The 15,498-nt window shown below is 34.0% G+C and carries 12 protein-coding genes and 2 pseudogenes; 5 read left to right on the top strand and 9 right to left on the bottom strand.

What is annotated here, in order from left to right; translation table 11 throughout:
• Positions 1-137: 137 nt before the first annotated feature.
• The 5 genes and pseudogenes from TERY_RS20990 to TERY_RS28875 form a co-directional block, all read right to left on the bottom strand.
• The gene (locus tag TERY_RS20990) at positions 138-1,166 is read right to left on the bottom strand and encodes a C39 family peptidase (RefSeq protein ID WP_011613668.1); all 1,029 of its coding nucleotides are present in this window, start codon (positions 1,164-1,166) and stop codon (positions 138-140) included.
• A 398-nt stretch (positions 1,167-1,564) separates the two neighbouring features.
• Positions 1,565-1,840: a MoaD family protein gene (locus TERY_RS20985; RefSeq protein WP_011613667.1), complete on the bottom strand. Its 276-nt coding sequence runs from the start codon at positions 1,838-1,840 to the stop codon at positions 1,565-1,567.
• A gap of 292 nt (positions 1,841-2,132) precedes the next feature.
• Positions 2,133-3,446 (bottom strand): threonine synthase, encoded by a 1,314-nt coding sequence (thrC, locus tag TERY_RS20980; RefSeq protein ID WP_011613666.1) that lies wholly within the window; start codon positions 3,444-3,446, stop codon positions 2,133-2,135.
• A 274-nt stretch (positions 3,447-3,720) separates the two neighbouring features.
• On the bottom strand, positions 3,721-3,999 hold the full coding sequence (locus TERY_RS20975; protein ID WP_011613665.1) for a MoaD/ThiS family protein: 279 nt from the start codon (positions 3,997-3,999) through the stop codon (positions 3,721-3,723).
• 136 nt (positions 4,000-4,135) lie between these two features.
• Positions 4,136-4,273, bottom strand: a pseudogene (locus tag TERY_RS28875) (group II intron maturase-specific domain-containing protein); the annotation flags it as partial.
• Positions 4,274-4,955: 682 nt separating this feature from the next.
• Between TERY_RS28875 and petN the strand changes: the two are divergent.
• A complete protein-coding gene (gene petN, locus TERY_RS28870) occupies positions 4,956-5,045 on the top strand; it encodes a cytochrome b6-f complex subunit PetN (protein ID WP_071820711.1) in 90 nt (29 codons plus the stop codon).
• Between the two features lie 539 nt (positions 5,046-5,584).
• Positions 5,585-6,982, top strand: coding sequence for a Rieske 2Fe-2S domain-containing protein (locus TERY_RS20970; protein WP_011613664.1), 1,398 nt, complete (start codon positions 5,585-5,587; stop codon positions 6,980-6,982).
• 222 nt (positions 6,983-7,204) lie between these two features.
• On the opposite strand, the pseudogene TERY_RS37580 reads toward TERY_RS20970, so the two are convergent.
• Positions 7,205-7,641: pseudogene (locus TERY_RS37580) on the bottom strand (IS1 family transposase); the annotation flags it as partial.
• Between the two features lie 111 nt (positions 7,642-7,752).
• Here TERY_RS37580 and TERY_RS20960 point away from each other — a divergent pair.
• A complete protein-coding gene (locus tag TERY_RS20960) occupies positions 7,753-8,718 on the top strand; it encodes a choice-of-anchor L domain-containing protein (protein WP_011613662.1) in 966 nt (321 codons plus the stop codon).
• Positions 8,719-9,031: 313 nt separating this feature from the next.
• Here the strand turns inward: TERY_RS20960 and crtD are convergent, their stop codons facing one another.
• A complete protein-coding gene (crtD, locus tag TERY_RS20955; RefSeq protein WP_011613661.1) occupies positions 9,032-10,585 on the bottom strand; it encodes a C-3',4' desaturase CrtD in 1,554 nt (517 codons plus the stop codon).
• Between the two features lie 1,126 nt (positions 10,586-11,711).
• Between crtD and TERY_RS20950 the strand changes: the two genes are divergently transcribed.
• Both TERY_RS20950 and TERY_RS20945 read left to right on the top strand, forming a co-directional pair.
• Positions 11,712-13,007, top strand: coding sequence for an insulinase family protein (locus tag TERY_RS20950; RefSeq protein WP_011613660.1), 1,296 nt, complete (start codon positions 11,712-11,714; stop codon positions 13,005-13,007).
• Between the two features lie 628 nt (positions 13,008-13,635).
• Complete coding sequence (locus TERY_RS20945) at positions 13,636-14,184, top strand: CAP domain-containing protein (RefSeq protein WP_011613659.1); 549 nt, start codon at positions 13,636-13,638, stop codon at positions 14,182-14,184.
• 554 nt (positions 14,185-14,738) lie between these two features.
• Here the strand turns inward: TERY_RS20945 and TERY_RS20940 are convergent.
• Both TERY_RS20940 and TERY_RS35465 read right to left on the bottom strand, forming a co-directional pair.
• Positions 14,739-15,116 (bottom strand): hypothetical protein, encoded by a 378-nt coding sequence (locus TERY_RS20940; RefSeq protein ID WP_213960326.1) that lies wholly within the window; start codon positions 15,114-15,116, stop codon positions 14,739-14,741.
• Between the two features lie 6 nt (positions 15,117-15,122).
• Positions 15,123-15,368 carry a pentapeptide repeat-containing protein gene (locus TERY_RS35465; protein ID WP_370497300.1) on the bottom strand — a complete coding sequence of 82 codons (246 nt, stop codon included), beginning with the start codon at positions 15,366-15,368 and terminating at the stop codon, positions 15,123-15,125.
• Positions 15,369-15,498: the final 130 nt, after the last annotated feature.

The raw sequence follows: 15,498 nt of genomic DNA, 5'->3' as shown, positions 1-15,498 counted from the left end.
CACTATTGAAGTAGTGAGACTAGAGAGACTACCTGAGGTGTTTTGTACCGGAAGAGATGATATTATTTGAAGAAAGAGTTTATTTCAGCCTCTATTATTAATAATAACTATTAATAGTCTATGTATCGCGATCGCTTCTACTTTGAAATAAAATGTACCCAGAAATTACCATCTGGCATACAAACATTACGAATTAACTCATAAGAACAATGTAGACAAGCACCACTTAGGTCAGTCCGATATTTAGTAGAAGACCATTCCCCATATGGGTCATGGATAAATAATCCTTTATTATCAAAACCAACACCAACAATTAGATGACCAAAAGAAGTAAAATAACTGTGTATAGCCACAGGGTTTCCTGCTATTAGAGAGTCTTGAACCTCTTGAATAGTAGCATGAGTTTTAAAAGTATCTTTACATCCATAATCCCTTATAATTTTAACTAAATGATATGGATGATGACGACTGTAACCTTGACTTAAAGCATACTCATAAAGTTCATCTTCAAACTCACCATAATTCGACTTACGATTTACTTCTAAAAATTCTAAACATGAAGCTATTGAAGTAATATTACATAAACCTGTAGGATTATACAAATCATCTAATTTTGTTTTGTAAGGAACTTTTATTTTAATACTTTCTGGCTTCAGCTTAGGATGTACAACTTGATTATTTTCATAAATTTCAACCTTTTTTTCATCAACATACCAAACCCCTAAACCATTATATTTATAATTACGAAAAGCAACCCGAAAATGATTTCTAACTGGAGTGTAAGCTAAAAGTTCAAATTCTTGATGAGCAGACATTTGATGCTTTTCTGAATCAGATAATTGAGAAGATAGAAGAGGTCTTAACTTCAGAATAGTTTCTTTTGTAGTTCTTAATATAATTGGAGCTGCAAAAATATTTGCTTCTTTTGCATCCCACAATTTTTTGATAGTTTTTTCTCCTAAATATCCCGCTTCACCACTTTTTTGCTCTACTTGAAACCGATGAAGTGCTGCCGTAGTCAATGGGCCAAATATGCCATCTATTGGAGGGTTAAGCATATTTAAGTCAATTAGTATGGCCTGAATCTCGCAAGTTAAGTATTCATCATCAGCGAGGGCTTTTACGTCGTATTTAAGGTCTGTTCCGAGAAAATCTTTAAGTTCCATATTAGCTTTACATAATAGGAAATAGTAATCAGCAGCTATGATATACCATCTCTTGGGCTAGACCAAAGTATGGGACATTTTTGAAACGCAAATTTGAAAAGCAGTAATAAAGTACTAAGGTATGAATAGTCACACTCTTGTATTATAAATTTTAGTATTCTTTATATAGTAATGGTAAATAGAATAGTACGGGAGCACTTTGCTCCCACTACCTTGTCTCTTCACAAAAATAACTACAATACACTACTATTACAATAAAAATTACCTAGGTATAATGCTCAAAAGCCATGATATATACCCTTAGAGGGAAGTAATGTATTAAGTTAAAAGCGATCGCCAATTTCTTTCATAGGATATCCCATGGGGTAGGTTTTCCAACACTTTTTATCCCAACTAACTCAACCACCAGCAACAGCAGGAACAATACTAACTTCATCCCCATCTTTTATAGATGTTTTTGTTCCTTCTAAGAATCTAATATCTTCACTATTAACATAGAAATTTAAAAATCTTCTTGGTTCTCCTTTATCATCACAAAGACTTTTTTTTATACCAGGATATTTAGCTTCTAGAGATTCAATTAAATCTAAAATATTACCAGCACTACATTCAATTTGTGATTCATTGTTAGTAAACTTTTGCAATGCAGTAGGAATTAAAACTTTGATTGCCATAACTTGTTAATTAACTCGTATAAATAACGCTTAATTTGTAGATACTTATTATTATGGTTAATTCAATAATATAGTTATCTTTTTCACAAAAAAATTATTTTTCCAAAACTAATATAGTAATCCTATCAAACTATTGCAAAAATTCAAAAACTAGAAATAAACTCCAAAACTATTACTCATTACATATTGCCAAAAAATGGTAATATTTTAGACCACATAAAAATAGGATTACTATATATAACCTTAAGTTTCCTAGGAATTTATCATAAAAATCCCATAGGATAACGAAAAATTAAACCAAAACTTGTTGCCAGTCAAGACGTTCTAATGTTTGAGCGCGTTCCCATGCTCTTTCAAAACTATCCAGCTTTGCTTCTATTGTTAAAGGTTCGCCGACATAACCTTGTACTGCTTCTTGAGTCTTTAAGCCATTGCCTGTAATGTAAACAACAGTAGTCTCTTCAGGGTCAATTTTACCTGCCTCTACTAACTTTTTCAATACAGCAATAGTTGTACCACCCGCTGTTTCTGTAAATATACCTTCTGTTTCTGCTAATAATTTTATACCTTCAATAATCTCAGTATCATTCACAGATTCAATGTTACCATTTGTTTTACGAGCTAACTCTAGTGCGTAGACACCATCTGCCGGGTTGCCAATAGCAATTGACTTAGCAATAGTATTAGGTTTAACTGGTGATATAAAATCACGCTCCTCCTTAAATGCTTGAGCTACTGGTGAACAACCTTCAGCTTGGGCTCCACTAAAACGAACTGCCTTATCTTCCACTAAACCTACTTTGATAAACTCTTGGAACCCTTTGTAAATTTTGGTGTAAAGGGAACCAGAAGCAATAGGAGCAACCACATGATCTGGTAGTTGCCATCCTAGTTGTTCAGCAACTTCAAAACCAAGAGTTTTTGAACCTTCTGAATAATATGGGCGGAGATTAATATTTACAAAGCCCCAACCGTAGCTATTTGCTACTTCGCAACAAAGGCGGTTTACTTGGTCATAGTTCCCTTTAACTGCCATGAGTGTTGGGTTGTAAATTAAGGTACCAAGAACTTTTCCTGCTTCTAAGTCAGCAGGAATAAATACACAACATTCTAATCCAGCTTTGGCCGCGATCGCTGCGGTAGAGTTAGCTAGGTTACCTGTACTTGCACAAGATACTGTAGAGAAACCTAATTCTCTAGCGCGACTTAAGGCCACTGATACTACCCTATCTTTGAAACTAAGGGTAGGCATATTTACTGCATCATTTTTAATATAGAGATTTTTTAGACCCAGGCGACGTGCTAAACGTTCTGATTTTACGAGGGGAGTCATACCTGTTCCTACATCTATAAAGTTGTCTGTTACCACTGGTAGGAAATGTCGATAACGCCAGATAGACTTAGGGCCTGCTTCTATTGTGGCCCTACTTACTATTTGAGAGAGCTTTTCGTAATTATATTTAACTTCTAAAGGGCCAAAGCACACGTCTTCACATATGTGTTTTGCTTCTAAGGGGTATTCTTCTCCACATTCTTTGCATCTAAGGTTTTCTACGGCTGTGTTTGTCGTTTCGATTTGGTTATGAGTTTTTGTGGCATGGGTCATAGTCTTTACTCCCTACTTCATTTCTCAGAACTATTTAGATTTTTCAGATACTAGCATGGGTCAAAGTTACCGTCAACCATACCCGACAAAAACAGTCGGGTATAATTTTTGAGCATTTTTTCATTAATTTGATGCTACAGATAAATAGTTAATTTTAGTTTATTTATATTACTTTTTGTTATAGTAAATGTATCATTTTATGAACTTTAATTTTGTTTAAGTCTATAATCTATGACTAGATAGGGAGTAAATTATATTTTCTAAAAAAAAATCTCTAAATTCTAAAATCATGAAGGCCACCACTGACTGGAGGAATGAGGACAACTTCGTCGCCGTTTTGAAGAATGGTTTCTGGAGGGACAAAATTGAGGTTAATGCCAAATTTTGTGACATCTTGCCACTTTTCTAGTTCGGGGTATTGGCTAATGACCCTTTCTAGAAGTTGAGATACTGTTGTTCCATGGGAAATGCTGAGTTGGACTTCGGGAACTTTGTAAGCTTCTTGGTAGACTGCAAATAGTTTTAAAGTAATCGTGATTTTGGGGTTATTCATGTTAAGGAGGCAAAGAACTATAAATTTTTTATTTTGTTGAATAAAAAGTCATTATTGTTAACAAATTAGTTTAACCATAAACTTAATTAATCAGAGTTTAGTGTTTTGTGCAAGTTAATGTTTGTTTTTCTTCAAATCAAAGATTAGTTAAACTAGGTCTTTTCTTTTCCCTAGTAGCGGACTTATTTGAATGTTTTTTAGAAGATAAACGCCATATTTTTTTCCTTTGAAAGTGGTCTAAACTATTGAATACTTCTTTACTGACTTGAGTTAAGAAATAGTTAACCTATTCCCTAATTATCTATGGGATACTGAATAAAATGCCTAATTATTAGATAGTCTTCGTTTTATTCTACAACAATGTATTGGATAAGTTTTATTTCTAATATCTGTTAAATTTTCAATAACATTGCAAGTTTTATGAGTCGTGGCTTTTTTGACCAAATAAGTTGTTATTTGAAGATTAATTAGCTTTCTGAAAGAATTGTTTTTGCCTGATAACTGTAGCCGTAAGCGATCGCCCCGAAAGCCAAAAATAGTAAAATACCAACAAGAATTTCTGCGTTGAGAAATTCAATTCTTTCTGTGAAGGTAAAATTTGATTAGGAATTAACCATACAAGCTGGGTTTTGCCTCTAGCAACTAGATAGTGATAAATAGGAAAAATCAGTTTTATATCTTGCCCCGCTGTTAGGTATGGGGAGTATTATACTGAGTTATGGTATATGATTTGATATTTATTTGAAAAGTGATATGTGCTATATTGATCTATATTTTACATTACAAAATGTAGCATAGAGATATACTATATAACTAGAATCTATATTAACAGAATTACTCTGTTTTGCTGACTACCCTATGAATATTTTGTTCTATGTGATTATCTCGTAGTCAAAATACCATAAATAAAATATTATAGAATTTGGAGTAAATTTTTATTTTTTTTGAAAGCAATTATGGATATTTTGTCATTAGGTTGGGTTTCCATTTTAGTTCTGTTCGGTTTCTCTATTTCGATGGTAGTTTGGGGTCGTAACGGGTTCTAAAAATTAAGTATCGGTTTGTAGGAAACTTAATTTTTTGATCTTTGTTTACCAGACTAAATTGTAATCTAATAGTCAAAAAGATGGGATAGGTGATAAGCTTATCTCATCTTGAATTTATATACAGCATCTTTCAGGTTAATGAAACATGCCTACGGGAGTCAGGTGGGGGCACTACATAATTTTTACCAAATACAGCCATAAATCATTTTTTTAAAATTAGCTGAATGCTAACTAAAAAATTGACTGGCAGAGATGTTAAAATTGATAACTTCGCGTCACATTTATAAAATTATTTAGGGGCTTTTCTGAAACGTTTATACTGTAGTTGACTGAAATCAAAACTACTATAATACAATTTGTCATTTAATAAATTTGAAATAAATAGATATATAAACCTGCAGCGGTCTGTAGTAATAACTAATAACTGAAATGATATTGATTAATAATACGAAGACCCATCAAAATACTAAACTAAGAATTTTCTTCCCACATAAAGCTATATTGTATTAAGTAGCTTAAGTAAAATAACTGATATTCTAATGATTGCTAATACCATCAAAAAATCCGACAATATTCCTGTAAGTGCAGGTGGAACAGACCCAGAATATTTTGATTGGCAAGAAGTTTGGTATCCAATTTATTATATAGAAGACTTAGAGAAAAATAAACCTACAACATTTACATTATTAGAACAAGATCTTGTGATTTGGTGGGAAGAAAAAAACAATCAATGGCGGGTATTTGAAGATCAATGTCCCCATCGTTTAGCACCCCTTTCTCAAGGTAGAATTAATGAGGCTGGATGCTTAGAATGCCCCTATCATGGTTGGGCATTTTCAGGGGGAGGAAATTGTGAAATTATTCCTCAACAAATTGCAGGAGGAAAGGCAGAAAAATCATCAAGAGCAAAAGTTAAATCTCTACCTACAAAAGTTTGTCAAGGTCTTTTATTTGTCTATGCAGGAAAAATCGAAAATGCTGCTCAAACACCTATTCCTAAAGTTGATGTTTTAGATGAAAATTCTAATGAATGGATTTGTTTAAATACTTTTCGAGATGTACCTTATGATGGTTTAACATTAATGGAAAATGTCTTAGATGCTAGTCATATTCCTTATACTCATCATCGTACTGTGGGAAACCGCGCTAATGTTGCTCCTGTAGAATTAGAAGTTTTAGAATCTGGAAAATGGGGTTTTAAAGGGGTCTGGGAAGAAGGTCCAAGAAAAGGAACTTTAGGAAGACAAGAGACTACTTTTATTGCTCCTGGAATGATGTGGCATGACCTTACTTCTAAACAATTTGGTCGTACATTAACAGTTGTATATGCAACACCTATTCGTAAAGGAGAATGTCGTTTATTTGCCCGTTTCCCTTTTAAGTTTTCTTCTCCCTTACCGAAATTTTTTATTCAGTTAAGCCCCCGTTGGTATTCTCATATTGGGCAAAATGGAGTATTGGAAGATGACCAAATATTTTTACATTATCAAGAACGATATTTAGAAGCAAAGGGTGGTAGTGCTAATTTTTCTAAGGCTTTTTATTTACCTACAAAAGCAGATTTATTTGTATTTGAATTGCGTTCTTGGGTGAATAAATATAATGCTCAATTATTTCCTAATGCAACTTTAAGTTCTGCTCTGAACTCAGAAATATTGTTAGATAGGTATCATTCTCATACTAAAAAATGTAGTAGTTGTCGCAGAGCTTTAAAAAATTTACAACGAATAAAGGTTGGAGTCGTGCTTGTGACTTCATTTATCTGGGCAAGTATTTTTTTTATGCTGTTAATATTAGATGATTTTAATATGACTTTGATGACTTTTTTGATTTTAAGTTTGCCTGTTGGAGTTGTTTTTTGGTTACTGTTAAGTAAATTAGAAAAACAGTTTTATCAAGGACGAGAAATACCTCCAAGAAATTTATTAAATAATTGAATTTTTCTCTAGAGAACTGCTTCTAAATTACTTCTACATGGTTTGCTGAATAAATATAGAGTTGTGATTTATTTGTCAAATATTTGATTAAGGTAGCAAAAAATATTTGCAAAAAATATACAAATAATACAAATTTTGGCATTGGTGACTTAGGATATGGTTTGAGGTGATAGCGATCACTGTGAATATCTATAAAGAACTGGAACATTCCAAAATTGATATTTAATGGATCAGTAAGGGAATTGAATGCTTTAACTTCTCGTGAGATTTTGAGTAGCAAAGAGTCCTTCGATGTCATCTGGCAAGATAGTGCCGAAGTCTAGTGTTTTCTCCTTCTACTCTGGTCATAAAGGTTTTGCTGATAATTTTATCCCCATCATTAATAGGTCTTGGCATATACTTTCCATCCATCTGTAAAATAAAAACAACATTCCCATTTTTTAACTGGTTCCCATAAAGAATAAAAGATTTTTCCACTATGACTTCCAATAACCAATTCTAAAATTCCTTGTTTAAAATGATTTACTGCGGTTTACAGCCAAATTTGGTTTTTTTTTGAGCTTAATTATGTCTGTAATTCTTCTAGCTCTCCTACTTGAGGAGTTTCTTGAGAAGAGTTAAGAACGTGGTAATAGTTTTCCTACTTGTTTAATAGAGTTGATAAGCGATCCTTATAAACTCAAATGATACCTTAATTCACAAACGCCCAAATTTTGATGTTGTTTGATATAATAATATGGTATACTTTATTTAATTGGAGTAATAAGGTAATGGATATGTCAAAATTACTGAAGAAACTTTCAGTTATCGTCGCTGGAACAAGTTTTTTTTCCATAACAGGAACAACTGTAGCTGAGGCAATTTCTATAGCCCCTAGGAATAATGAACAAGATTTAGCATCGAAGATTCTCGGAAGTGGAATTACACTAATGCCAGGTTCTGTTAATTATATTGGTGCTACTGGTGCTTCAGGATTTTTCCAAAATGGAATTAAATCAGGAATAGGTATTGATGAAGGTATTATTCTAAGTACAGGTTTAGCAGAACATGCAGTAGGTCCGAATAACTTAAGTAAACGAAGTACTGTGAATGGGCTCTCTGGCGATCCTGATTTGGGTGCCTTGATGCCTGGGGTTTCAACTAGTGATGCTACTATTCTAGAGTTTCAGTTTAAAACAGCAGGAGGCAATATTTTCTTTAATTATGTGTTTGCCTCGGAAGAATATAACCAATATGTTGGCAGTGCCTTCAACGATGTCTTCGGCTTCTTTTTAAACGGAAAAAATATTGCTCTCATTCCTAATACATCTACTCCAGTTGCAATTAGCACAGTAAACGGAGGCAACCCTTTTGGAACTAATGGGAGTAACCCTGAGTTTTTCAATAATAATGATGGAGAAAGGTTCAATATATCATTTGATGGGTTCACTGATGTCTTTACTGCCCAAGCGTTTGGACTAGATCCTGGTGTTCATAATATCAAACTAGCGATAGCTGATGGAGGAGATTCTTCTCTTGATTCTGCCGTGTTTATTCAGGGAAAGACTTTTTCTACTCAAACAACAAAGTATGTTCCTGAGCCTTCCGCTGATCCTGCCGTGTTTATTCCGGAAAATACTTTTTCTGATCAACCAACAAATAAACTAACAAAGCATGTTCCTGAGCCTTCCGCAATGATCGGTTTATTAGTAACTAGTTTGGGCAGTTTCTTTTTCAAAAAAGTCTACAAAGTTTAATAACTAATTTCTTCCACTGAGGATATTAGATAGCGATCGAGCCACAATGATCGGTTTATGAGTAACTAGTTTGGGCAGTTTCTTTTTCAAGAAAGTCTACAAAGTTTAATAACTAATTTCTTCGACTGAGGATATTAGATAGCGATCGCTTTCAACAGCACAGAGGAATTATTTGGAATAAAGGTTTGAAGTCACTGAAATTATTGACAATTATTGATAGGAAAGGCTTTTTTAGTTACTTCTATATAAACCACAAAGTCAAAATTACCACTGTTTTAGGGACATTTATAAGAATGTCCCTATTTGAATATAATCAACTGAAAAACCCTGTAAACCCTTCCTCTGCGTCAATCTGTCGCACTACAGTCAATGCTGAATAAGAAACTCCCGCTGTACCCTCTCCCGGATGAGTTGAGTCTCCTACTAACCACAAGTCCTGGATGGGAGTCCTATTAGCAATTCCAAAAGGTCCGAAGTTTGCCAGACGCTGACCGACACCACCAACAATACCTTCATCCCGTGCTGTAAACTTCACGAAAGTACGAGGTGTTGCAGCTTCCTGATAAACTATTGTTTCTGGCCTTAAGTCAAAATATCCACTTAAATGAGCGATCGCTTCCTCCATATATTTCTGTTTCAACTCCTGATAATTTTGGCTATGTCGCCATATCTGAGTATCAGTAAAGCTTGAAGCAGTAATTGTTGCTTTACCAGTGGGAGCGCGACCATCTCCAGGATGACTCACTGATACAAACAAAGAATTATTTTCCCCTATAGGACCATCATAATTATAGAAAAATTGCAAGTGAGGCGGGCAGTTTGTGGGAATAGCGCTTTCATCGACCCCTAAATACACTATAAATGCACCCCAGGGAGATGGCAGTTTATCAACTCGCCGTTTGTAACCAGCCATTGAGTCTAAAGTGTGTGGTTGATTTTCGTTGGCTACTAATTTTACTAAGTTTTGTACAGTCACGTTTGCCACAACATGGTCGGCAGTTTCTACCCAAGTTTCCCCAGTTTTCTGATTTCTGATCCTGACAGCGTTAGCTTTGCCATTATCTACATGTATGTTTTCAACAGTATGACCCATGAACAATTTGGCTCCGTCTCTTTTTAGGGCTGCAACTAGGCGATCGCTCAATTCCTGCATACTTCCCTCAAGATGGTACAAGCCTTGAGGAGCTTGAGAAACAGCTAAAGCAGTGGCAGCATAAAGTAAAGCTGTTTCTTCTGTACCAACTTGAGAATAAAGTTTCAATTGTAAATCTAGGAAAGTTTTTAACCTTAGGTTATCATTTAAACCACATAATTGTAACGCATCTGCTACTGTCATTAAAGTAAATGGTACTGTAATTAGAGTATCTGGGCGTACTGCTTTGACTAACTGCCAGAGATCCCAAATATTTCGGGGAGGCAAAACTGGGTCGCGACCTTGAAATTTCCAACTTGCCTCAAACAGTTTTGTCATTAATTGCCAAAGGGGTTCGCTGCCTGGAAATTGTCGTTGTCTTTCTTCTTGCCATTTTTCAGGGTCTCGCCAAACATTTATGGGTTCTGTTTCTCCGGGGAGAAATACGGCACAGGCAGGATCGCAATTGGTGGCGTTCGGGATGTCTATTTCCAATTCCGAGAAAATGCGGTGATGGATGCCACCGGGTTCTAAGCCTGCGACTTGAGTTGCACCGACATCGAAGGTAAAACCCCGCCGTTTGAAAGTTGAGGCACAGCCACCGGGAATAATAGCTTGGTCAAATATTTGGACTTCGTAGCCTCTATGGGCCAGTAAAGCTGCTGTTGTGAGGCCACCAATACCTGCACCACATACCACAACTTTAGATTTTTGTCTAGTATTTTTAGAGGACATAGGATCATTGTTAACATTTTTTAACTAAATATTAATATAATCTGTCCCGATGGTAGTTGGCAAGGAAAGGGCCACAAAGCTTGGCGATCGCATAATTGTAATGGATTTCTATTGTTTCTAAGGCGTTATGCATTTAGATTTAATAAATAGGGCTATTTTTGTTTATAATAATTAGTGTTTTTCATTTAACAATCTTTTGAGGAAATCTTATAATTATTCAATTGATGTAACTATAATGTTTAGTAATCTATTTTTTTGCTAAGTAGCCTAGTAATTCTATTAAGTTAGAATCTGAATTGTATTCTAGTAAGTATTCTTGTCGATTATTTAGTATTTATCCTTCGATTTGTTGAGGAATATGTTGGATTTTATGAAAATTGTTATTATCAATAATAATTGCGATTATTCGTTATTTTTTAGAGGCTTCAACCTTTCCCCAAATGACTATCCATTAAATTTTTAGTGAAGTGGTTAGGTACTAGCATTTATAATCCTGATTTTTTTAAAAAAAATACAACAGCTTATAGTTAAATATTTCTCCAGAATGTTTGATAATTTGATGAACTACAATATCTGAAGATAACTGAAAAAAAACTTAAATGTTTAATCAAAAAAAGTATATGTATAAATATTCTATACTTTTAGTAACATAAAAAGTATATTTTACATACTTTATATTGAAAATATTTCAGATTAAAAGTATAGCTAATTAGTTAATTTTAAAAATTTACATCTATTCTTAAGTATTATTAGAAATATTCTGACTAACCAGAAATAAGGTACTCCGTATTAACACTTATAAAAAAGACTATAACTTGATAAAAATAGCTATAAAAAATTATAGACTCAAGCATAATTAAACTGATTTTGAAAGTTTTTCAATACACCATTAGAATAGAGCTTTTTTAGGATAATTAGGGTTTACTCTACTGTGAGAGTGAGGCTTCAAAATAGTAGTATTACTGATACAACTCATAAAAATAATTACCCCTCCTACTTTTCTCCTAACTCCTATTTTCCCCCAGTAAACTCTCTATCTGCTCACCTCCCATACTATTACTCATTTTCCGCTTTTTTCTATCTTTTGTTATATATAGTTAAAGACTAACCAAAGATAAAACTAAAAATGACTTCAACTTTAGTCCCACCGACCCTCTCCTATCTTAATACCCCCACTGTTCGTCAATTACCAAATGGACTAACCATCATCGCCGAACACCTGGCAGTTGAAGCTGTGAACCTCAATATATGGCTTAATGTTGGTTCCGCTTTAGAATCTGAATCTATCAACGGAATGGCCCATTTTCTGGAACATATGGTTTTCAAAGGTACCCCCAAGCTTCCTAGTGGAGAATTTGAACGTTTAGTAGAACAAAAAGGAGGCTTAATGAATGCTGCCACCAGTCAAGACTACACTTACTTTTACATTACCACCGCTCCCAAAGACTTTGCTAAGTTAGCACCTTTGCAATGGGAGATACTCCTCAACCCGAGTATTGCTGATGATGCTTTTGAACAAGAGCGGCTTGTTGTACTTGAAGAAATTCGGCGTTCAGATGATAGCCCTAGCCGTCGTTGTTACCAAAAAGTCATTGAAACTGCTTTTGAAAAATTACCTTATCGTCGCCCAGTATTGGGTCCGCCAGAAATTATCTCTCAACTACAAACTCAACAAATGCGAGATTTTCACCAGAGTTTGTATAAACCGAGTTCTATGACTGCTACTGTTGTCGGAAATTTGCCGGTGGAAGAATTAATTGATATTGTTACAGACTCGTTTACGGAAGCGAATAATGGTAAAAGTACTTCAGAAACTTTATTGCCACCGAATATCAATTTTACACCAGAGTCACCTTTTACAAAAATAGTTCGCCATGAAGTGGTTGATGAAGCTCTTCAGCAACCAAGGTTAATTATGTTTTGGCGGGTACCTGGGTTAACCGAGTTATATGAAACTTATGCGTTGGATGTGTTAGCAACTATTTTGGGTGGGGGGAAAACATCTCACCTGGTGCGTGACTTACGGGAAGAACGAGGTTTAGTTTATTCTATTGGTATCAGTAATGTAAGTCATCGTTATCAAGGTCTTTTTTATGTTTCTGCAAGACTGCCAGAGGAAAATTTAGCTGAAGTGGAAGCAGCGATCGCTCATCATATTTATACTATTCAACAGGAGTCGGTAACAGATGCAGAAATGCAACGTATTCGCACGTTGGTGGCGAAGAGATTTATTTTTGCTAATGAGACACCAAGCGATCGCGCGAGTTTATATAGTTATTATCAGTCAATGGTCGGAGACTTAGGATCTGCTATTAACTATCCCCAGAATATTCAGGCATTTGAGTCATCAGATATTCAACAAGCAGCGTTGAAGTATTTATCTGTTGATGCTTATGGAGTAGCAGTTTTTCGACCTAAGTAGGTGTAAAAGTTTAGGTGGTTGACTGACACGGTTTAAATTTAACTGTTGCATTAGAAAAAAAATGGTCAAGCTTTGCCATAATACTAAAAGCGTTAATGCACTATTTTAGCTGTGTTAGTCAAGTAGGGCTAGGAAATTTTATGTGATAAATATTAATTATTAAAAGTCTTTAGTTTTGAGATTATATAGATGCTCTTAATACCGTTTTAATGAAGTTATTTATTTATGTATTTATCCTCCATTCAATTCCGATTTTTATTTATCCTCAAAAGTCAAATTTTTAAAATTTAAACTTTGACGGCTTCAGTTGTTTAAGTAAGTTATTTGACATTTATTTGACATTTGCTGTTAATAGTTATGAAGTGTAGCCTAAGTTAATTAAATTAGTATAATTATGTTGAGTTATAATATTGATAATTAGGTTGTTTCTGTTGTATAGATGTTGTATGCAATTTTCCTACTCCTACTCAAATTACTTTGTAGAAAGTTTTTGAGAAATGGGATAATTTGGCGCTTCTATTAACTCATATTTCTATCAGAAAAGGGTTTGAGGAGTTCCTGAAATGGATAGCTTCAAAAAGCAGAGAGACTTAAAAAGATTAGTAATGGTATGGAATAGGTTAAAATCATGAATCATAAATATTTACAACAATTTGTCTGGATTATGGTAATATTTTTGAGTAGTTGTAATTATCAAAAATCAATCCAAAGTTTTTCAGAAATGCAAGACAATTTATACCCAAAAAAAAATTATATTTCCAGTACAAATCTAGCAGCATCACAAAATATTAAAGAGTTAGAAAAAAACACATTTACCCTGATAAATCAATATCGACAATCTAAAAATTTACCGGCATTACAGTGGAATAATGATATTGTTCAACAATCAAGAATTCATGCTCAACAAATGGCTAGTGGAAAAACAACTTTTAGCCATGATGGTTTTAAAAAAAGAGTAGAAATAATTAGTCAAAAAATTCCTTACAAGGGTGCTGCTGAAAATATAGCTTCTAACCAAGGTTATAGTGACCCTGCAGAAGCAGCAGTGAAGGGTTGGATCAAAAGTCCTGGTCATCATAAAAATATAGTGGGGGACTATAATTTAACTGCTATTGGTATTGCTCAAAATTCTCAAGGAATGTATTATTTCAATCAGCTTTTTATTAAAACTAGGTAGAAAAGAGAGGTACACCCACGGGGGCGAGATGCTCACGGCGGCAATGTACCTACACAATGTACCCAAACTATGTGATTTTTAATATTTACTTTGTGTATTATTTTTTTGAAGTTAGCTATAATTATTTAAAGCTATTGAGCGCGTCAAAATTTTAATTTTTTTCAAGTCTGACTTTTGAATGGGTGACTTTTAAGTTTTGGCTTCCCAAGAGCGATCGCTATTCAAGGAATAAGCAGATATAAATGTGTGATAACGATAAAGTTTCCATTAGTTTCGCTTCAGGGAAAGCTGGTTAGAAAAAACTAAGTGAAAATTCCCTCATGGGGTGACAAGCTAGTTGAAGGCTATATATAGAAATGAATTTGCGTTCAGGAACTGAGGAATACTTCAACTAAAAGAAAATCCTTATTGGACTGGGAAAGGGGTGCAGTGCCAGGGCAGAGTGCTCGCACTGCACCCCCTAAAATTGTTGAATCATTATTCAAGTTATACTAGAGAATAATATTATGAAAAAAATCACTTTTATTAATTGATAGTTAATCAAAAATTACAGTCTAATTAACCACTGTATTCATCGCTTTTATTTCCCTACGATAATAGAGAAATTTATGAGGATTAAGACTCATTAAATGTTCTACTAATTCCCAGATAAAATTATCATTTATTGCCCAATAAATCCTAGATAATCCCACAAAAAAACTATTATGTCTTCTTTCTTTTCTACCTCTTTCATTAGTTCTTGATATATATTCTTGAAGCCCTTTATTTTTAATTTTTTTTCCTTGAAATGAACTAATTGCATAAGAAATAGCTATTAATAAAATTAGATTCTTCAGTCTGTTTTCAATAGCCTTAGATGCTTCTAGGTTATAAGCAGCGCTTTTATAATCCTTAAATATTGTTTCTCTGGCAAACATTGTTTTAGCTTCCAAAATTGATTATGACTTATCCAGATCTGCACCGGTTAAATTAGCATTATGAAGTACAGTATTGCTCATATTTGTATTTCTTAAATCTGCCCAAGATGCTTGAGCATCTTTTAAATTAGCTCGGCTAAGATGAGCTCCTTTGAGATTAGCCGAATCTAAATTAGCTCCTACCATTTTAGTCCTATGTAACTGCGCTTTAATTAAAGACGCTTCCCTAAGATTAACCTTATTTAAATTAACTCCACTTAGGTTAATACCATCTAAATTTTTCTTCGCTAAATTAGGGTTAATTAATCAAGTTTTTATAAAATCTCCTCGACCCTCTTTTAGAGCCTGATGAAACTGTTCATTGCTCAGAGTTTCTATCCCAAATAAATTGTATAAA

It is taken from the genome of Trichodesmium erythraeum IMS101 (genome assembly GCF_000014265.1).
GTDB lineage: Bacteria > Cyanobacteriota > Cyanobacteriia > Cyanobacteriales > Microcoleaceae > Trichodesmium > Trichodesmium erythraeum.
The sequence above is the reverse complement of the archived record's forward strand: the minus strand, read 5'-3'. Positions and strand labels throughout refer to the sequence as shown.